This window comes from Pseudomonas sp. SDO55104_S430 (assembly GCF_054070595.1).
This window is the reverse complement of sequence record NZ_JBSVXG010000121.1, coordinates 1-18,236: the sequence shown is the minus strand read 5'-3', so window position 1 is coordinate 18,236 and position 18,236 is coordinate 1. Positions and strand designations below refer to the sequence as shown.

Here is an 18,236-nt window from a genome sequence, read left to right as displayed (position 1 = left end):
TACGGTTTTGTAGGAGCGAGGCTTGCCCGCGAAGAGGCCCTCAAAGCAACGGCGCCACCATCGGTTCCTTGCGCGGCCACGCATCAAGCACCGCCTTGAACAGGGTCGCCAGGGGAATCGCAAAGAATACCCCCCAGAATCCCCACAGCCCGCCAAACAGAAGCACCGCACAGATAATCGCCACCGGATGCAGATTGACTGCTTCCGAGAACAGCAACGGCACCAGCACGTTGCCGTCCAGTGTCTGGATAATCCCGTAGACCGCCATCAGATAGATGAACTGATCGCTCCAGCCCCACTGGAACAGCGCTATCAGCAGCACCGGCACGGTCACCACCACGGCTCCGACGTAGGGCACCACCACCGACACACCCACCAGCAACGCCAGCAGCGCCGCGTAGTTGAGTTCCAGAATGACGAAAGCGATGTAGGTCACGCCGCCGCAGATGAAGATCTCGATCACCTTGCCGCGAATGTAGTTGGCGATCTGCCTGTTCATGTCGTGGGCAACTCGGGTGATCAAGGCGCGCTCCCGGGGCAGATAACCGCGCACCCACTCACCGATCATGACCCGATCCTTGAGGAAGAAAAACACCAGGATCGGCACCAGCACCAGGTAGATCATGATGTTGACCAACAGCGGCAGGCTCGACAGCGAGAACGTCAGCGCCCACTGCCCGAACTTGCCAATCTCGCCCCGCGCCACATCAATGGCCTGCAGCACCTGTTCGTCGGACACCAGATGCGGGTAGCGTTCCGGCAGCAGCAATAGAAGCGATTGCCACTTGGCGAGCATGCCGGGCAGTTCGTTGAACAAGGTGATCAATTGATGCCAGAGCAGCGGCACCACGACCACGATGAACACCAGCAACACGCCCATGAACAGCGCGAAGACCAGCCCGACCGCCACTCCACCCGGAACGCGCAGACGCTCCAGACTCAGCACCAGGCCCTGCATCAGATACGCCAGCACCATCCCGGCCAGCACGGGCGCAAGCATGCCGCCCAGGGTCAGGACGGCGGTGAATGCGAGAAAAAGGAGGACTGCCAGAACCACAGCTTCTTCATCGGAGAAGTAGCGCTGAATCCAGTCGCGTAACACTTTGAACATCAATAATCCTTAAGAACAAACGTCGCGGGTTTCAGGCCTTCTTCAACCAATAACGGTAAACGCCTGATTCGTCTTCTTCACGAAGCAGCGTATGACCGGCCAATCGGGCAAAGGTGCGAAAGTCGCGCTGCGAGCCTGCATCCGTGGCGATCACCTTGAGCACTGCGCCACTGGCCATGCGGTTGAGTTCCATCTTCGCCTTGAGTAACGGCAACGGGCAATTGAGGCCACTGGCGTCCAGTTCAACGTCATGGGCTACAGCGTCGGTCATTGCAACACTCCGGTACAGATGATTGAGCTGCCTAGAATATCTGGTCGCAAGGCTGGTGTCCGGCTACAGTAAGGTCTTTGTCGACTAAGGCTTTGTGCATGACTTTTTTGCGCCCTACCCTGCTGACGCTCGCTTGCCTGCTCGCCTCACCGGGCTTCGCCGACGATCTGCCGTCACTCGGCGACGCCAGTTCTGCCATCGTCTCTCCGCAACAGGAATACCAGTTGGGCCGCGCATGGCTGGCACTGTTGCGCAGCCAGGTGTCGCAGCTCAATGATCCGCAACTCAAGGACTATGTCGAATCCAGCGTGTATCGCCTGGCCGAGGCCAGCCAGGTCAATGACCGGCGCTTTGAATTCATTCTGATCAACAGCCCGCAACTCAACGCCTTCGCCGCTCCTGGCGGGATTGTCGGGGTCAACGGCGGCCTGTTCCTTAACGCCCAGACCGAAGGCGAATATGCCTCGGTAATGGCTCACGAATTGGCTCACTTGTCGCAACGTCACTTTGCCCGAGGCGTGGAAGCGCAACAGCGCATGCAGGTGCCGATGATGGCCGCGCTGCTGGCCGGGATCGTGATTGCCGCCGCCGGTGCAGGCGATGCAGGTATCGCCGCCATTGCCGGTACGCAGGCAGCGGCCATTCAGGAACAACGGCGCTTCTCGAGGCAGAACGAACAGGAAGCCGACCGCATCGGTATTCTCAATCTGGAAAAAGCCGGCTACGACCCGCGCTCGATGCCCTCGATGTTCGAACGCCTGGGCCGCCAATATCGCTTCGACGCCAAGCCACCGGAATTCCTGCTGACTCACCCGGTGACCGAATCGCGTATCGCCGACACCCGCAACCGCGCCGAGCAGGCGCCCCAGGGCGGCATTGAGGACACGCTGCGTTATCAATTGATCCGTGCGCGAGTCCAGCTTATCTACGAGGAAACCCCGGGCCTGGGCGCCAAGCGATTCCGCGCGCTGCTGGATGAAAATCCGAAGAACGATGTCGCGCGCTACGGGCTGGCCATCGCCCAGATCAAGGGCGGCCAGCTGAACGAAGCCCGGGAGAATCTCAAACCGCTGCTCGCCAAGGCGCCCAACGAGATCATCTACAACCTTGCGCAGATCGACCTGGACATCACCAACAATCGACTGCCGGACGCTCAATCGCGCATGGACCGGATGCTCGCGCAGTACCCTGGCAACTATCCGCTGAACCAGGTGCGCGTCGACCTTTTCCTGAAACAGAACCGCACCGCCGATGCCGAGAAAGCGCTGGAAGGCCTGCTTAAGTCCCGTCCGGACGATCCGGATGTCTGGTACCAGGTGGCCGAGACTCGCGGGCTGTCGGGCAACATCATCGGCCTGCATCAGGCGCGCGCCGAGTACTTCGCCCTGGTGGGCGACTACCGTCAGGCCATCCAGCAACTGGACTTCGCCAAGCGCAAGGCTGGCAGCAACTTCCCGCTGTCTTCGCGCATCGATGCCCGTCAGCGTGAGCTGATGGAACAGGAGCGCATGATCAAGGACATGATGGGCTGACGACCTCGGACACCATTTGTTCCGGACATAAAAAAACCGCCTCTTTCGAGGCGGTTTTTCATTCAGCCGACAACCGGATTATTCAGCCAGTTTGAAGGTGATGAAGCTGGCGCGGCCCTGACGCAGAACGCGCATGGACACCGAACGATTCTTCGGCAGCGCCTTGGCGATCTCCGCGAACTGCTTGGTGGACTCGATCGCCTGGTTGTTCAGGTGGGTAATCACGTCACCCGGCTGCAAGCCGATCATGGCGGCAGGTCCATCCTGAACTTCCTTGATCACCACACCGCCCTTGAGGTCGTAGGTTTTCTTCTGCTCGGCAGTGATTTCGACCACCGAAACACCCAGGCGATTGCTGCTGCTCTCGGCACCGGATTTCGGCAAGGCGCTGAGGTCCTTGTCTTCATCAGGAATGTCGCCGACGGTCAGTTCGACGTTCTTGCGCTTGCCGTCACGAATCACTTCGAGATTGGCCTTGGCGCCAGCTTTCAGCGCGCCGACCAGATGCGGCAGATCGGCGGACATCACGATCGGCTGACCATTCATGCTCAGGATCACGTCGCCAACCTGCAGGCCGCCCTTGGCAGCAGGACCATCGTCCTGGATCTGTGCAACCAGCGCACCGGCCGGCTTATCCAGACCAAACGACTCGGCAAGATCCTTGTTCACTTCCTGAATCACCACGCCCAGCCAGCCGCGGCTGACTTTGCCACCGGTTTTCAGCTGGTTGGAAACGTCCATGGCCACGTCGATTGGAATGGCGAACGACACACCCATGAAGCCGCCGGAACGGGTGTAGATCTGCGAGTTGATGCCGACCACTTCGCCATTGAGGTTGAACAGCGGGCCGCCGGAGTTACCCGGGTTGATCGGCACGTCGGTCTGAATGAACGGCACATAGTTTTCGTTTGGCAGGCTGCGGCCCACGGCGCTGACGATGCCTTGGGTCACCGTGTGGTCAAAGCCGAACGGCGAACCGATCGCCACGACCCACTGGCCGGCTTTCAGATCCTGGGATTTGCCCAGCTTCAGCACCGGCAGGTCCTTGCCTTCGATTTTCAGCAGCGCCACGTCGGAACGGGTATCGGTGCCGACCAGTTTGGCTTTCATCTCGCTGCGGTCAGCCAGACGCACCAGAATTTCATCGGCATCGGCGATCACGTGGTTGTTGGTGAGGATGTAACCGTCAGACGAAATGATGAAACCCGAACCCAGGGATTGCGCCTCACGCTGACGATCACCGCGAGGCGAACGCTGTTGTGGTGGCATGCCGCGTTCGAAGAACTCGCGCAGCATCGGCGGCAGGCCTTCGAGATCCGGCATCTGCTGGTTCACTTTGCGGTCCGGCAGTTTCTGCGTGGTACTGATGTTCACGACTGCGGGCGATGCTTGCTCGACCAGCTGGGTGAAGTCGGGCAGATCGGCCGCTTGCGCGGAGACTGCCTGACCGAGCACCAGCACGGTGGCAAAAATGGAGAGATAAGCTTTCAAGCGTGGTATCGACATACGGCTCCCGTTACGACGAGCATGGTTAAGCGATATGGAACAAGGAACCCGGGAAAAGATACGCCGGTATCTTTGTTTCGGGAACAACAAACAAGGCCAGAGCCGAGGGGCTCTGACCTATAAAAAATTCTCGGGGTATTTGCAAACTGAAATGCTCACGAAACATTTCGATTTCAGCTCACTGCTTGGTGGTGGCAGCGTCGGTTCGCATCGATAGCGCGATTCGCTCGGCAGTACCGACCGGAATCTCCCCGACCACAGTCACCATCATTTCGCCTTGCGGCGTGGTCATGCGGCGGGAAACGGCGACAGTTGGACCAAGCTGAGTGCGGGTGTCAGTCACCGTGGCGCCATTCAATGGCTCCAGGAACACCGAAAAACGCGCAAGGCCATCATCGTACATCAGGCTGTTGATCTGGGTTTTGGTCTCCGGATCCTTGCGCGCCGTGCTGCTGGTCAGCTCGAAGCCAGGCGGCAACCAGTCTGAACGCCAGGTTTGCGCAGTCTTGACCGCGGAAGCCTTATCGCTTTCAAGATTGACGGCTTTGCAATCGGAGCCCGGCTGCAGATCGCTGTCGGAAGGAACACTGGAAGTGTCTAGCTGGGTGAACTGAAACCTTTCCAGAAGTCGCCCCTTGTCATCGAGCAGCAATGACTTGAGCGGCAAACCGGTTTCCTTGTCCAGATGCAGTTCGAAACCGTAGCGGTGCTGATCACGAGGCGTCAGCGACACAATCACCGCCGGACGGCCGGCCACGCGCGACTTGCCGATGACAGCAAGGTCATACCAGTTCTTGAGCTTTTGTGGATCGAGTGCACGAGCCGCGGAATTGGGAGAGTCCCCAAGTCCCGCAATCAGGGTGCCGCTGACGCATTGAGTACGTCCATCAATGCGTACGACCTCCTGCGCCGACCCGTCGAGCTGAAGCAATCGCTCGCGGACCTTGCCATCCTGAACGCGGTGCCAGATGTCATGGGTAGAAAAACTACCGTTGCGCTCGTAGACGAAAGTACCGTGAAAGCTTTGCTGTTGCTCGGCCTGGCCAAGACGGGTCAGCCAGTCCTGAGCTTCATCGGCGTGGGCTGGCACAACGAACCAGCCACCAAGCAGAAGCGTAAGTAGAGGTATGGCGCGCATGATCCTCCTTAACGGTTTTCCAGGCTTGCTGCACGCGCGTAAGGCAGAGCGCTCTCGGTACCTTTCAGTGCAGCCTGTTGAGCGTGTTGGCGCAAGTAGCCTGGAAGACGCTGATCGTGCCAGCCTGGCTGCCCTTGCAATACGCCGTTGGCCATTGGGCCGGTAGCGTCCGAACTCTCACTATAGCCTGCCAGAACAGCCGGGCCCTTCACTTGTGGAGCGGCCAGGTTCTGCTGGGTCGATTGCTGAGCCAGTTCCACACCGGCGATTTCGTCCTGGTTATACAGACGAACACCTGCCAGTACGGCAACCGTTACCGATGCAGCAACGGCCAGACGACCCAGGCTGCGCCATGGACCACGGGTGGCTTTTGCCGGTACGGCTTCGTCGGACAGAGCTGCGGAAACGGCCGCTGCAATATCCAGACGTGGCAGCAGAAGATCCTTGTGCATCGCCGCACGAGCAATCTGGTAACGAGCCCAGGTTTCACGGGTTTCAACATCGTCGCAGGCGCTGAGCACCCGACGCAATTCCAATTCGTCCGCTTCGTTATCCATCACTGCGGACAGCGATTCCTGCAGGGCTTCACGACTCATGGCGTTCCTCTCTTGGCTGTCGCCGCTGTCATTAGTTTTCCTGCAACAACGGCTGCAGGGCTTTATCGATGGCCTCCCGGGCGCGGAAGATCCGGGAGCGCACGGTGCCCACCGGACATTGCATGACGCTCGCAATGTCCTCATAACTCAGACCATCGAATTCACGCAAAGTTAAAGCCGTACGTAAATCTTCAGGTAGTTGCTGAATGGTTCGATGAACGGTGCCTTCGATCTCATCCCGCAGCAAAGCCCGTTCTGGCGACTCGAGATCCTTGAGGCCATGATCGCCATCGTAGAACTCTGCATCTTCGGAACTGACATCGCTATCCGGCGGCCGGCGGCCGCGTGAAACCAGATAGTTTTTCGCCGTGTTGATGGCGATGCGGTAAAGCCACGTGTAAAACGCGCTGTCGCCGCGAAAATTTCCAAGTGCGCGATACGCCTTGATAAAGGCTTCCTGCGCCACATCCTGCGCTTCATGGGTGTCGTGCACGAACCGCACGATCAACCCGAGAATTTTGTGCTGATATTTCAGCACTAGCAGATCGAAAGCACGCTTGTCGCCGCGCTGAACGCGTTCGACCAGTTGCTGATCCTCTTCCTGGGTTAGCATGAACACTCCTCAATAAGCACGGAGGAGGCTTGCAAAACTAAACGACCGGGCTTGCAAACATAGACTCGGGCTTTTCGCAAAAGTTCTCCCCCTCCAGGCAAGTTTCCTGCGGGCTCTGATTCGGCACGCACGAAAAACGCAGCACGAGATATCCCGGCTGCGCGAATAATCTTCTTGTCAGTTTCACCGGCAGGATCCAATCACAATCCTCCACGATTCCGACCCTGTCCCTAAATTCAGGCAACCGCCTATTGATCTTGGGCCTTTGGCAAAAGTTCCACACATTTATAGCTGTGTGACATCAACATTGTGCAACTGTGAATGGAAAAAGACTGTTAAATCCCCGATACAGTCCTCAAGCAGGCAAGTCAGCGAAAAAAACATCCGACGAAGCGTCAGGTTTTTCTCGTCACAGTAGTTTCACAATGCCATATGTGCTCGGCTATTGTGCCGCCCCACCCCTCTATATACTAGTGGGCTGTGCGCAAACCTGACTCGCCTGTCCAGTTGTCCAGCGCTTCCCCTTTGCCGGGTCGCCTTGAGCGGAATCCTGAAATGAGCCAACAGTTTCAACACGATGTTCTGGTAATTGGCAGCGGTGCTGCCGGCTTGAGCCTTGCGCTGACCTTGCCCGGTCATTTGCGCATTGCCGTATTGAGCAAGGGCGACCTCGCCAACGGTTCGACCTTCTGGGCCCAGGGCGGCGTTGCGGCAGTGCTGGACGACACCGACACCGTTGAATCCCACGTCGATGACACCCTCAATGCCGGCGGCGGCCTGTGCCACGAAGACGCCGTGCGCTTTACCGTCGAGCACAGTAAGGAAGCGATTCAATGGCTGATCGACCAGGGCGTGCCGTTCACCCGCGATGAACAGTTCAGCAGCGAGGACGGCGGATTCGAATTCCACCTGACCCGCGAAGGCGGCCACAGTCATCGCCGCATCATCCACGCCGCCGATGCCACAGGCGCGGCCATTTTCAGAACCCTGCTGACCCAGGCCAAACAGCGCTCGAACATCGAGCTGTTGGAACAGCGGGTGGCAGTCGACCTGATCACCGAAAAACGCCTTGGTCTTGAAGGCGACCGCTGCCTGGGCGCTTATGTCCTCAATCGCAGCACCGGCGAAGTCGACACCTACGGCGCGCGTTTCGTGATCCTCGCCTCCGGCGGCGCGGCCAAGGTCTACCTCTATACCAGCAACCCCGATGGTGCCTGTGGCGACGGCATCGCCATGGCCTGGCGTTCGGGCTGCCGGGTGGCGAACCTGGAATTCAACCAGTTCCACCCTACCTGCCTGTACCACCCGCAAGCCAAGAGCTTCCTCATTACCGAAGCCCTGCGTGGCGAAGGCGCCCACCTGAAGCTGCCGAACGGCGAACGCTTCATGCATCGTTTCGACCCTCGGGCGGAACTCGCGCCGCGGGACATCGTCGCCCGGGCCATCGACCATGAAATGAAGCGTCTGGGCGTCGATTGCGTTTACCTGGACATCAGCCACGAGTCCGAAGACTTCATCAAGACGCACTTCCCGACGGTGTACGAGCGCTGCCTCGAATTCTCTATCGACATCACCAAACAGCCGATCCCGGTGGTACCGGCGGCGCACTACACCTGCGGCGGCGTCATGGTCGACCAGCACGGTCGCACCGATGTACCGGGCCTCTACGCCATCGGCGAAACCAGCTTCACCGGCCTGCACGGCGCCAATCGCATGGCCAGCAACTCGCTGCTGGAGTGTTTTGTCTACGCACGTTCTGCCGCAGCCGACATCCTTGAGCAATTGCCCCAGGTCGCAGCGCCCACCGCCCTCCCCGTCTGGGATGCGAGCCAGGTCACCGACTCCGATGAGGACGTGATCATTGCGCACAACTGGGACGAATTGCGGCGGTTCATGTGGGACTACGTCGGCATCGTGCGCACCAACAAGCGCCTGCAGCGGGCTCAGCATCGGGTGCGCCTGCTGCTCGACGAGATCGACGAGTTCTACAGTAACTACAAGGTCAGCCGCGATTTGATCGAGCTGCGCAACCTGGCGCAGGTGGCGGAACTGATGATCTTGTCAGCCATGGAACGCAAGGAAAGCCGTGGCCTGCATTACACCCTCGACTATCCGAACATGCTGCCGGTGGCCCTGGACACTATTCTGGTGCCGCCCACCTACGCCGACTGAACTTGAGACGGACCCGCAGGCGACGGTGCAAGTCCGCCGCCTGCGAATCCCGGGGCACGCAAATGGCCCTGACTCGCCGCTCACCGCGCAAACGGAAACGCAGCACCACGATCAACGGCAGCGCCAGGCTGTCCGGCCTCAGCTGCACCGGCTGCCAGCCCTTCAACCGATTCCACAATTGCCAGCCGTCGGCATCGCGCCGCAAGCCGCGAAACGCCTCGGGATGAGTCAACAGAATTTGACGTGGCAATGCCCGGGCGCCGTGCGCAAGGCAGCAAACAGCGCCGAGCAGGCTGGCCCAGATTGGAAGGGAGAGAAGATAAAGCGAACCCAGCGCGAACAGCTGGGCCAACAGATATGCCGCCAGCAACTGCCGTGAGGCATGCCAGCGGCATTCGAGCGAATTACTTGGGCTGGACACGATCCAGAATCATGCGAACCATGCGCTGAAGCTCCGGATCTTCCGACTCGGCGCGTTCCATGAACCAGCCGAACATGTCCTGATCTTCGCATTCGAGCAACCTGACGTAGCAGGCGCGATCAACCTCGTTGAGGTGCGGGTAAACCTCTTTCACGAACGGCACCAGCAACACGTCAAGCTCAAGCATGCCGCGGCGGCTGTGCCAGTAGAGGCGATTCAGTTCAACATCTTCGACCATGGAGCGCTCCTCAAATAGGGCCGCAAGTATACAGCCCCAGACCTGATCGAACAGTCGGCTTTGGTCGGGCACCGACGATCCTTTGTGAACTACCCATTTCAAGGGCGCCCCCTTATCATGTCCGCCAGACTCTTTACCCTGCGATGACCCATGGCCGATTCTGCTTTTTTCTGCACGCTGTCTCATGAAGGTGTTCTGGCGGTCCGCGGTGCGGACGCCGCCAAGTTCCTGCAAGGTCAACTGACCTGCAACCTCAACTACCTCAGCGACTCCCAAGCCAGCCTCGGCGCGCGCTGCACGCAGAAAGGCCGGATGCAGTCGAGTTTCCGCATTCTGCTCGAAGGTGACGGCGTGCTGTTGGCCCTGGCCAGCGAGCTGCTCGAACCGCAACTGGCGGACCTGAAAAAGTACGCGGTGTTCTCCAAGTCCAAGCTGACCGACGAAAGCGCCGCCTGGGTCCGCTTCGGCGTCGACCATGGCGATGCCGCGCTGACCAGCCTGGGCCTTGAGCTGCCGGCAGACACCGACAGTGTCGCGCGCAACGACGGGCTGATCACCATTCGCGTATCCCCTGATCGCGCAGAACTCTGGGCCGCCGCCGACCAGGCCGACGTCATCAAGGGCAAACTCGGCGCCCTGCTGGCCGAAGGTGATCTGAATCAATGGCTGCTGGGCCAGATCCGCGCAGGTATCGGCCAAGTGATGCCAGGCACCCGCGAGTTGTTCATTCCGCAGATGCTCAACCTGCAGGCGGTTGGCGGCGTGAGTTTCAAGAAAGGCTGCTACACCGGCCAGGAAATCGTCGCGCGTATGCAGTACCTGGGCAAACTCAAGCGCCGCCTGTATCGCGTGCAACTGGACGCCGGCAAACTACCTGAGCCCGGTACCCAACTGTTTTCCCCTGCTCATTCAAGCTCCATCGGCGAAGTTGTGCTGGCTGCCCGTGCAGAACAGAACATCGAACTGCTGGCGGTGCTGCAAGCCGAAGCCGCCGAAGCCGGTGACCTGCACGTCGGTGCACTCGATGGCCCGGCCCTGCAGTTGCTCGACCTGCCTTACGAACTCGACCGCGACCGCGAAATCCAGCGCTAAACACGGCACTTTTCAGCGACACCTTTTGGCGACACCTAGAGAAACGAAATGAGCGAGCTGGCGGAAAAGGTCCAAAGGGATTTGGTTGAGGCCATCGATAACGATGACCTGGTTCTGCCAACTTTGCCGGAGGTGGCGTTACAGATTCGCAAGGCCGCCGAAGACCCGGACATCGGGATCAGCGACCTGAGCAAAGTGATCGGCCGCGATGCGGCGCTGTCCGCGCGGCTGATCAAGGTGGTCAACAGCCCTCTGCTGCGCGCAACCCAGGAAGTCACCGACCTGCACACGGCGATCACCCGCCTGGGCATCAACTACAGCAGCAACCTGGCCATCGGCCTGGTCATGGAGCAGATCTTCCATGCCCGCTCCGAGGTGGTGGAACAGAAGATGCGCGATGTCTGGCGCCGAAGCCTGGAAATCGCCGGTGTCAGTTACGCGCTGTGTCGCAGCTACACCCAGCTCAAGCCCGATCAGGCAGCGCTGGGCGGGCTGGTGCATCAGATCGGTGTGCTGCCGATCCTGACCTACGCCGAAGATCACTATGAACTGCTGTCCGACCCGGTCAGCCTCAACCATGTGATCGACCAGATTCATCCGTTGCTTGGGGATAAACTGCTCAGGGTCTGGGAGTTTCCGGACGTTCTGGTGCAAGTGCCGCAGCTGTATCTGAACTTCAAGCGCGAATCGGCGCAGGTTGATTACGTCGACCTGGTGCAAGTGGCCAGTCTGTATTGCCACAAGGACACCGATCACCCGATTTCACGCATCGACCCCTTCAGCGTGCCGGCCTTCAACAAACTGGGGATCGACCCGGACAACAAGGTGATGTGTGCGGATCTGGAAGAAAACCGCTCGATGTTCTATTGATCGCAAGATACCTGTAGGAGCGAGGCTTGCCCGCGAAGACGGCATGCCAGTCACCATCGATGGCGGCTGGTTAAACGCCTTCGCGGGCAAGCCTCGCTCCTACAAGATTGTTGAATCACTCGCCAGGCACAAAACTCACCCGTACCTTCAACCCCGCCTGCTCTCCATCATGCAGACTGATCTGCGCCAGATGCGCGCGGCAGATTTCACCGACAATCGCCAGGCCCAGACCTGATCCGGCCACCTGCTGATTGCGTCGATAAAACCGTTCGAACACCCGATCCCGCTCATCGAGGGGAATGCCCGGTCCGTCGTCCTCGACCTCCAGCACTGCCGGCGCAGACACCCGCAGAATCACGTTGCCGCCCGGTGGCGTGTGGGCCAGGGCGTTATCCACCAGATTGCTCAACAGCTCGTTCAACAAGGTCGGCTCGCCCCGCAGCCAGACCGGTTCATCGGCTTCCAGCGCCAGTGCCACGCCACGTTTGTAAGCGAGCGGCGCCATGGCCATGCCCAGATCCCGCGCCAACTGGCTCAGATCCAGCAACTGCGCGCCGCCCTCGGCAATCGCCCGCGCGCCATTTTCGACCCGCGCCAGCGAAAGCAATTGATTGGCCAGATGAGTCAGGCGATCGGTGCCCGAAGCCGCTGTTTCCAGCGTGTCGCGCCAGATCTGCGGCTCGCTCGAACGCAGGCCCAGTTCCAATCGCGCCTTGAGCGCCGCCAATGGGGTACGCAATTCGTGGGCGGCATCGGCGATGAACTGCGCCTGCCGCTCGAACTGCCCGCGCAGGCGCTCGGTGAAGTGATTGAGTGCGCTCACCAATGGCCACAGTTCATGCTGAACTTCCACCAGCGGCAAGGGCCGCAAATCATCCGGCTGCCGCTCTTCCACCGCCGTGCGCAGGCGCTCCAGCGGACGCAGCGCGGCACTGACCGCAAACCAGACAATCATCAGAGCCCCCACCGCGAGCATGCCCAGACGCAGCAAAGTGTCCGCCGCCAAACTGCGGGCCATGCTGACCCGGGCTTCGTCGGTTTCGGCCACGCGGATTTCCGCCATGCCGTTCATGTTCGGCTCGCTGACGGGCTTGAGCAGGCTGACAACGCGAACGTTCTGGCCTTGATAGGTCGCGTTGTAGAAACGCGCCAGCGCTGGATAGTCATCGGTGCGCGGCGTGCCGGGTGGTGGTGGCGGCAGGTTTTCGTAACCGGAAATCAGTTTCTGATTGATGTCGTTGACCAGATAGAAAATCCGACCCGCGCTGTCGTAGGCGAAGGTGTCGAGGGCCACGTAAGGCACGTCGGCGCTGAGTGTGCCATCGCGCTGGGTGACGCCTGCGGCAATGGTCCGCGCCGACGCGAGCAGGGTCCGGTCATAGGCGGTGTCCGCCGCCTCGCGACCGTTCCAGTAAGCACTCAAGCCGCTGGCCAGCATCAACACCACCAGCAACAGCGCCAGGTTCCACAGCAGGCGCCAGCGCAGGCTGCTGGGCTTATGCATCGCGGCTTTCCAGCAGGTAACCCAGGCCCCGGAAGGTCACGATGGCCACCGGTTGCCCGTCGAGTTTCTTGCGCAGGCGGTGCACGTAGATTTCGATGGCGTCGGGGCTGGCTTCCTCGTCCAGTCCGAAGACCTGAGAAGCCAGTTGCTCCTTGCTCATCACCCGACCGGGACGGGCGATCAGTGCTTCGAGCACCGCCTGTTCGCGGGACGTCAGGGTCAGCAGTTCCTCAGCCAGGGTGAAGCGACGTGTATCAAGGTCATACGCCAACACACCGCAACGCTGTACCCGCTCGCCACCCAACACACTACGGCGCAACAGGGCCTTGACCCGGGCTTCGAGTTCCGTGAGTTCGAAAGGTTTGGCCAGGTAATCGTCGGCGCCTAGATTGAGGCCGTGGACCCGGTCCTTGACGTCGCTGCGTGCGGTCAGCATCAGCACCGGCAGGTTCTTGCCACGACTGCGCAAGCGCGCCAGCACTTCAAAACCATCCATGCGCGGCAGGCCGACATCGAGAATCGCCATGGCGTAATCCTCACTACCCAGCGCCAGGTCGGCGGCCACGCCATCGTGCAGCACATCCACGGTCAGACCCGTGCTCTTGAGCGCCTGGGCGACGCTTTCGGCAAGCTGCAGATGGTCTTCGACGAGCAGAACACGCATGGATTTTTACCTCGTTCAGGGATGGTCGACGCCATTCTTTGGCGCGGAGTTTACAGCGACGTCCGCTGCTGTGAAGCCCGAAAAACCTTGAAAGCCTGATGAAAGGTTAGCGAAAGGTTCGCTGGTTAGAGTCGAGTTACGGAATGTTTCAAGCTGACCATTCCATGCCGTGTTTTGAATGTAGCGCCCCGAAAAACGCCACGAAGCGTTTTCGCCAATAAGAACAATAAGCCGAGGTACTGCACCATGCTGCCCAGCCAGCGTTATGCCCTCCCCCGCGTTTCCCCCTGTTCACGCTTGCCCGCGCCGAATCCGGCTGCCTGCGGTTCCGCTCTGGCGGATATCAACGCGAAGGCATCTTGCGAAATCGTCGCACCTGAATCATCCCGAAAAACAACAACTCCCATGGAGACAATAATGAATCGTTCACTGCGCCGTTTCGCCCTCGCCGCCAGCTGTGTGCTGTTCGCCGGCCAACTGATGGCCGAGCCCAAACGCCCGGAATGCATCGCGCCCGCCTCGCCCGGCGGCGGCTTCGACCTGACCTGCAAACTGGCGCAGAGCGCACTGGTCAATGAAAAGCTGCTGACCAAACCGATGCGCGTGACCTACATGCCCGGCGGTGTCGGCGCAGTGGCCTACAACGCGGTCGTCGCCCAGCGCCCGGCGGATGCGGGCACACTGGTTGCCTGGTCCAGCGGTTCGCTGTTGAACCTGGCCCAAGGCAAGTTTGGTCGTTTCGATGAAAACAATGTGCGTTGGCTCGCCGCCGTCGGCACCAGCTACGGCGCCATCGCGGTGAAGAGCGATTCGCCCTACAAGACCCTGGACGATCTGGTACAGGCGCTGAAGAAAGATCCGAGCAAGGTAGTAATCGGTTCCGGCGGCACCGTCGGCAGCCAGGACTGGATGCAGACCGCGCTGATCGCCAAGGCCGCCGGCATCAACCCGCGCGACCTGCGTTACGTCGCCCTCGAAGGCGGCGGTGAAATCGCCACTGCTCTGCTCGGCGGCCACATCCAGGTCGGCAGCACCGACATCTCCGACTCCATGCCGCACATCCAGAGCGGCGACATGCGCCTGCTGGCGGTGTTCTCCGACAAGCGTCTGGACGAGCCGGAAATGAAGGACATCCCGACCGCTCGCGAGCAGGGCTACGACATCGTCTGGCCGGTGGTGCGCGGCTTCTACCTCGGGCCAAAAGTCAGCGACGAAGACTACGCCTGGTGGAAAGACTCCTTCGACAAACTGCTGGCTTCGCCTGAGTTCGCCAAGCTGCGCGACCAGCGTGAACTGTTCCCTTTCGCCATGACCGGCCCGGAACTGGACACCTACGTGAAGAAGCAAGTCGCGGACTACAAAGTGCTGGCCAAAGAGTTCGGCCTGATTCAGTGATCGCCTCTCTCTAGCGAACACGGTCCCGTCAACGCGGGGCCGTGGCACAGGAGTTTGTCATGCTCTTACAACGTATTTTTGCCTCGGTGTTGCTGCTGGTCTGTCTGGGCCTGGCGCTGATGGCGTGGCCGTATCAGGCCGAATATTCCTACGAACCAGTGGGTCCCCGGGCCTTTCCGTTGCTGATGCTCGCACTGATGGGTTGCGCATTGCTGTACATGGCGTTTCGCCCGACACCCATCGTGCACAGTGAAGACGACCCGATACTGGACCGTGAAACCCTGAACAAGATTGGCATCTGCGTCGTGCTGCTGCTGATCTTCGCCGGGCTGTTCGAACCTCTGGGTTTCATCCTCAGCAGCATCCTGATCGGCATCCCGATGGCGCGCCTGTATGGCGGTCGCTGGCTGCCCAGCATCGTGGTCACCACGCTGATGGCGGTGGGTCTCTACCTGCTGTTCGACAAGTTGATGGACGTGCCGCTACCCCTGGGCCTGCTCGACGTTCTGGAGAACTGATATGGATACGCTTGGTTATTTGGGACAGGGTTTCGGCGTCGCGCTGAGCCCTTACAATCTGGTGACGGCGCTGACCGGCACCCTGATCGGCACCGTTGTCGGCCTGCTGCCGGGCCTGGGCCCGATCAACGGCGTGGCGCTGCTGATCCCCATCGCATTCGCTCTCGGCCTGCCACCGGAATCGGCGCTGATCCTGCTGGCGGCGGTGTACCTGGGTTGCGAGTACGGCGGCCGGATCAGCTCGATCCTGCTGAACATTCCCGGCGAAGCTTCCACCGTGATGACCACCCTCGACGGCTACCCGATGGCCCGCAAAGGCCTGGCTGGCGTGGCGTTGTCGCTGTCGGCCTGGAGTTCGTTCATTGGTGCGTTTATCGCCACTTGCGGCATGGTGCTGTTCGCACCGCTGCTGGCGAAATGGGCAATCGCCTTCGGGCCGGCGGAATACTTCGTGTTGATGGTGTTCGCGATTGTCTGCCTGGGCGGCATGGCCGGTGATCGACCACTGAAGACCTTCATCGCGGCACTGATCGGCCTGTTCCTGTCGACGGTCGGCATCGACGCCAACAGCGGCGTGTACCGCTTCACCGGTGACAACATCCACCTCACCGACGGCATTCAGTTCGTGGTACTGGTACTGGGCCTGTTCTCCATCAGCGAGATCCTGTTGTTGCTGGAAAAAACCCATCGCGGCCAGGAAGCGGTGAAAGCCACCGGGCGCATGATGTTCAACTTCAAGGAAGCGTCGGCAGTGTTCATCGTGAACCTGCGTTGCGGTCTGTTCGGTTTCATCATGGGCGTGTTGCCGGGTGCGGGCGCGACGCTGGCCAGCGCCGTGGCCTACATGACCGAAAAACGCATCGCCGGCGCCAAGGGTACTTTCGGCCAAGGCGACATGCGCGGTCTCGCGGCACCTGAAACCGCCATCGGCGCTTCGGCCTGCGGCGCGCTGGTGCCGATGCTGACTCTCGGCGTTCCAGGCTCGGGCACCACGGCGGTGATGATCGGCGCGCTGTCGCTGTACAACATCACCCCGGGTCCGCTGCTGTTCCAACAGCAACCGGACATCGTCTGGGGCCTGATCGCTTCGTTGTTCATCGCCAACATCATGCTGGTGATCCTCAACATCCCGATGATCCGCGTCTTCACCCGCATCCTCGCCGTGCCGAACTGGGCACTGGTACCGGTGATCGCCATCATTACCGGGATCGGCGTCTACGCGGTGCATGCCACCACGTTCGACCTGTTCCTGATGGTCGGCATCGGCATCTTCGGCTACATCCTGCGCAAGCTGGACTTCCCGCTGTCGCCAGTGCTGCTGGGCTTCATCCTCGGCGGTCTGATGGAGCAGAACCTGCGTCGCGCCCTGTCGATTTCCAACGGTGCGCTGGAGATCCTCTGGTCGAGCCCGATCACCATGGGTGTGTGGGTGCTGACCGTGTTGATGCTGTCGCTGCCGCTGCTGCGGATCTGGCGCAAACGTTCGGTGGCTCGTCGCGCGGTTGCCGATGTCTGATCGAACACCCTTCAAAGCCTGGTGGGGCACACCACTGGTCGGCCTGCTGGGCGGTTACCTCGCCAGCCAGGTCGGCTGGCCGCTGCCGTGGATGGTCGGCTCGTTGCTGGCGATCATCCTGGTGCGTTGCCTGACTCCCTGGCAATTGGCGGAAATCCCTGGCGGGCGCAAGTGCGGCCAGTGGATCGTCGGTATCGGCATCGGCCTGCACTTCACCCCTGTGGTGATGGAGCAGGTGCTGAGTCATTTCGGCCTGATCTTCTTCGGTGCGTTGGTCACCAGTCTGTCCGCGGTGGTCGGGGTCTGGCTGATGCGGCGCACCGGTGAGGATCGCGCCACCGCGTTTTTCTCCAGCATGCCCGGCGGTTCCGGTGAGATGGTCAATCTGGGCGCGCGCAACGGCGCGGTGCTCAGCCGCGTGGCGGCGGGCCAGAGCCTGCGGGTGCTGGTGGTGGTGCTTTGTGTGCCGGCGGCGTTCAAATACCTGCTGGGCGATGGCACGCCGATCTCTCACGCGGGCAGCATCGACTGGCGCTGGCTGGCGGTGCTGTTTCCTGCGGGCGCATTGGCGGCCTGGATCTGGGAGCGTCTGCGGCAACCCAATCCCTGGCTGTTCGGACCGTTGCTGGTCAGTGCCGCTGTGAGCATTGGTTGGGATTTGCACATCGGTTTGCCTAACGGTGGCAGCCAGATCGGTCAGTGGTTGATCGGTAGCGGTTTGGGTTGTCACTTCAACCGGCAGTTTTTCCGTCGCGCGCCTTCGTTCATGGGGCGGACTTTGGTCGGCACGGTGTTGACCATGTTGATTGCCACCGGCGCGGCGCTGGGCTTGAGTGCCCTCACCCATCTGGATTTGCGTTCGCTGACGTTGGGCATGATGCCCGGCGGGATTGCGGAGATGAGCCTGACGGCGGAGACGTTGCAGCTGTCGGTGCCGCTGGTGACGGCGATGCAGGTGATGCGGTTGTTGTTTGTGCTGTTTCTGGCGGAGCCGTTGTTCAAGTATTGGAACCGGAATCCGGACTGAAGACCGGGTCGCCTCATTCGCGGGCAAGCCTCGCTCCTACAGACCGTACTGC

Annotated in this window: 18 protein-coding genes; 8 read left to right on the top strand and 10 right to left on the bottom strand. The window is 60.6% G+C overall.

From position 1 onward, the window contains the following. Positions 1–40: 40 nt before the first annotated feature. Both ACW9JE_RS19750 and ACW9JE_RS19745 read right to left on the bottom strand, forming a co-directional pair. The gene (locus ACW9JE_RS19750; RefSeq protein WP_224541082.1) at positions 41–1,111 is read right to left on the bottom strand and encodes an AI-2E family transporter; all 1,071 of its coding nucleotides are present in this window, start codon (positions 1,109–1,111) and stop codon (positions 41–43) included. Between the two features lie 31 nt (positions 1,112–1,142). Further along, entirely contained in the window at positions 1,143–1,382 is a 240-nt protein-coding gene (locus ACW9JE_RS19745; protein WP_175376181.1) for a sulfurtransferase TusA family protein, read from the bottom strand. 98 nt (positions 1,383–1,480) lie between these two features. On the opposite strand from ACW9JE_RS19745, the gene ACW9JE_RS19740 reads away from it, so the two are divergent. Beyond that, positions 1,481–2,914: a M48 family metalloprotease gene (locus ACW9JE_RS19740; protein ID WP_224541080.1), complete on the top strand. Its 1,434-nt coding sequence runs from the start codon at positions 1,481–1,483 to the stop codon at positions 2,912–2,914. A 78-nt stretch (positions 2,915–2,992) separates the two neighbouring features. On the opposite strand, the gene ACW9JE_RS19735 is transcribed toward ACW9JE_RS19740, so the two are convergent. From ACW9JE_RS19735 to rpoE, 4 genes are all read right to left on the bottom strand, one after another. After that, positions 2,993–4,420, bottom strand: coding sequence for a DegQ family serine endoprotease (locus tag ACW9JE_RS19735; RefSeq protein ID WP_224541078.1), 1,428 nt, complete (start codon positions 4,418–4,420; stop codon positions 2,993–2,995). A gap of 178 nt (positions 4,421–4,598) precedes the next feature. Continuing rightward, complete coding sequence (locus tag ACW9JE_RS19730; RefSeq protein ID WP_457433681.1) at positions 4,599–5,558, bottom strand: MucB/RseB C-terminal domain-containing protein; 960 nt, start codon at positions 5,556–5,558, stop codon at positions 4,599–4,601. An 8-nt stretch (positions 5,559–5,566) separates the two neighbouring features. Continuing rightward, positions 5,567–6,154: a sigma-E factor negative regulatory protein gene (locus ACW9JE_RS19725; protein WP_224541074.1), complete on the bottom strand. Its 588-nt coding sequence runs from the start codon at positions 6,152–6,154 to the stop codon at positions 5,567–5,569. Positions 6,155–6,185: 31 nt separating this feature from the next. Then, positions 6,186–6,767, bottom strand: a complete 582-nt coding sequence (rpoE, locus tag ACW9JE_RS19720; RefSeq protein ID WP_003172477.1) for an RNA polymerase sigma factor RpoE — start codon at positions 6,765–6,767, stop codon at positions 6,186–6,188. 555 nt (positions 6,768–7,322) lie between these two features. Here rpoE and nadB point away from each other — a divergent pair. Continuing rightward, positions 7,323–8,939: an L-aspartate oxidase gene (gene nadB / locus ACW9JE_RS19715; protein WP_457433680.1), complete on the top strand. Its 1,617-nt coding sequence runs from the start codon at positions 7,323–7,325 to the stop codon at positions 8,937–8,939. Here the strand turns inward: nadB and ACW9JE_RS19710 are convergent. Continuing rightward, positions 8,908–9,360: a protein YgfX gene (locus ACW9JE_RS19710; protein ID WP_457433679.1), complete on the bottom strand. Its 453-nt coding sequence runs from the start codon at positions 9,358–9,360 to the stop codon at positions 8,908–8,910. The genes nadB and ACW9JE_RS19710 overlap by 32 nt on opposite strands. Next, a complete protein-coding gene (locus ACW9JE_RS19705) occupies positions 9,344–9,598 on the bottom strand; it encodes an FAD assembly factor SdhE (protein WP_007898624.1) in 255 nt (84 codons plus the stop codon). Before ACW9JE_RS19705 ends, ACW9JE_RS19710 begins: the two co-directional genes overlap by 17 nt. Positions 9,599–9,748: 150 nt before the next feature. Between ACW9JE_RS19705 and ygfZ the strand changes: the two genes are divergently transcribed. Both ygfZ and ACW9JE_RS19695 read left to right on the top strand, forming a co-directional pair. After that, positions 9,749–10,690, top strand: a complete 942-nt coding sequence (ygfZ, locus tag ACW9JE_RS19700) for a CAF17-like 4Fe-4S cluster assembly/insertion protein YgfZ (RefSeq protein ID WP_457433678.1) — start codon at positions 9,749–9,751, stop codon at positions 10,688–10,690. A 48-nt stretch (positions 10,691–10,738) separates the two neighbouring features. Then, positions 10,739–11,560, top strand: a complete 822-nt coding sequence (locus ACW9JE_RS19695; RefSeq protein ID WP_224541067.1) for an HDOD domain-containing protein — start codon at positions 10,739–10,741, stop codon at positions 11,558–11,560. Positions 11,561–11,675: 115 nt separating this feature from the next. On the opposite strand, the gene ACW9JE_RS19690 is transcribed toward ACW9JE_RS19695, so the two are convergent. After that, the gene (locus ACW9JE_RS19690) at positions 11,676–13,064 is read right to left on the bottom strand and encodes a sensor histidine kinase (RefSeq protein WP_175376191.1); all 1,389 of its coding nucleotides are present in this window, start codon (positions 13,062–13,064) and stop codon (positions 11,676–11,678) included. Beyond that, positions 13,057–13,728, bottom strand: a complete 672-nt coding sequence (locus ACW9JE_RS19685) for a response regulator (RefSeq protein WP_175376192.1) — start codon at positions 13,726–13,728, stop codon at positions 13,057–13,059. Before ACW9JE_RS19685 ends, ACW9JE_RS19690 begins: the two co-directional genes overlap by 8 nt. Positions 13,729–14,145: 417 nt before the next feature. On the opposite strand from ACW9JE_RS19685, the gene ACW9JE_RS19680 reads away from it, so the two are divergent. From ACW9JE_RS19680 to ACW9JE_RS19665, 4 genes are read left to right on the top strand one after another with little or no spacing between them, the layout of a single operon-like run. Then, positions 14,146–15,123 carry a Bug family tripartite tricarboxylate transporter substrate binding protein gene (locus ACW9JE_RS19680; RefSeq protein ID WP_175376194.1) on the top strand — a complete coding sequence of 326 codons (978 nt, stop codon included), beginning with the start codon at positions 14,146–14,148 and terminating at the stop codon, positions 15,121–15,123. 59 nt (positions 15,124–15,182) lie between these two features. Next, positions 15,183–15,641, top strand: a complete 459-nt coding sequence (locus ACW9JE_RS19675) for a tripartite tricarboxylate transporter TctB family protein (RefSeq protein ID WP_457433677.1) — start codon at positions 15,183–15,185, stop codon at positions 15,639–15,641. A 1-nt stretch (position 15,642) separates the two neighbouring features. After that, complete coding sequence (locus ACW9JE_RS19670) at positions 15,643–17,157, top strand: tripartite tricarboxylate transporter permease (protein WP_457433676.1); 1,515 nt, start codon at positions 15,643–15,645, stop codon at positions 17,155–17,157. After that, positions 17,150–18,184 (top strand): AbrB family transcriptional regulator, encoded by a 1,035-nt coding sequence (locus tag ACW9JE_RS19665; RefSeq protein ID WP_457433675.1) that lies wholly within the window; start codon positions 17,150–17,152, stop codon positions 18,182–18,184. Before ACW9JE_RS19670 ends, ACW9JE_RS19665 begins: the two co-directional genes overlap by 8 nt. The last annotated feature ends 52 nt before the right edge of the window (positions 18,185–18,236 follow it).

Coding starts and splice junctions, on each gene's coding strand:
- ACW9JE_RS19750 (WP_224541082.1), bottom strand. CDS start 1,111: ATGTTCAAAGTGTTACGCGACTGGATTCAGCGCTACTTCTCCGATGAA.
- ACW9JE_RS19745 (WP_175376181.1), bottom strand. CDS start 1,382: ATGACCGACGCTGTAGCCCATGACGTTGAACTGGACGCCAGTGGCCTC.
- ACW9JE_RS19740 (WP_224541080.1), top strand. CDS start 1,481: ATGACTTTTTTGCGCCCTACCCTGCTGACGCTCGCTTGCCTGCTCGCC.
- ACW9JE_RS19735 (WP_224541078.1), bottom strand. CDS start 4,420: ATGTCGATACCACGCTTGAAAGCTTATCTCTCCATTTTTGCCACCGTG.
- ACW9JE_RS19730 (WP_457433681.1), bottom strand. CDS start 5,558: ATGCGCGCCATACCTCTACTTACGCTTCTGCTTGGTGGCTGGTTCGTT.
- ACW9JE_RS19725 (WP_224541074.1), bottom strand. CDS start 6,154: ATGAGTCGTGAAGCCCTGCAGGAATCGCTGTCCGCAGTGATGGATAAC.
- rpoE (WP_003172477.1), bottom strand. CDS start 6,767: ATGCTAACCCAGGAAGAGGATCAGCAACTGGTCGAACGCGTTCAGCGC.
- nadB (WP_457433680.1), top strand. CDS start 7,323: ATGAGCCAACAGTTTCAACACGATGTTCTGGTAATTGGCAGCGGTGCT.
- ACW9JE_RS19705 (WP_007898624.1), bottom strand. CDS start 9,598: ATGGTCGAAGATGTTGAACTGAATCGCCTCTACTGGCACAGCCGCCGC.
- ygfZ (WP_457433678.1), top strand. CDS start 9,749: ATGGCCGATTCTGCTTTTTTCTGCACGCTGTCTCATGAAGGTGTTCTG.
- ACW9JE_RS19695 (WP_224541067.1), top strand. CDS start 10,739: ATGAGCGAGCTGGCGGAAAAGGTCCAAAGGGATTTGGTTGAGGCCATC.
- ACW9JE_RS19690 (WP_175376191.1), bottom strand. CDS start 13,064: ATGCATAAGCCCAGCAGCCTGCGCTGGCGCCTGCTGTGGAACCTGGCG.
- ACW9JE_RS19685 (WP_175376192.1), bottom strand. CDS start 13,728: ATGCGTGTTCTGCTCGTCGAAGACCATCTGCAGCTTGCCGAAAGCGTC.
- ACW9JE_RS19680 (WP_175376194.1), top strand. CDS start 14,146: ATGAATCGTTCACTGCGCCGTTTCGCCCTCGCCGCCAGCTGTGTGCTG.
- ACW9JE_RS19675 (WP_457433677.1), top strand. CDS start 15,183: ATGCTCTTACAACGTATTTTTGCCTCGGTGTTGCTGCTGGTCTGTCTG.
- ACW9JE_RS19670 (WP_457433676.1), top strand. CDS start 15,643: ATGGATACGCTTGGTTATTTGGGACAGGGTTTCGGCGTCGCGCTGAGC.
- ACW9JE_RS19665 (WP_457433675.1), top strand. CDS start 17,150: ATGTCTGATCGAACACCCTTCAAAGCCTGGTGGGGCACACCACTGGTC.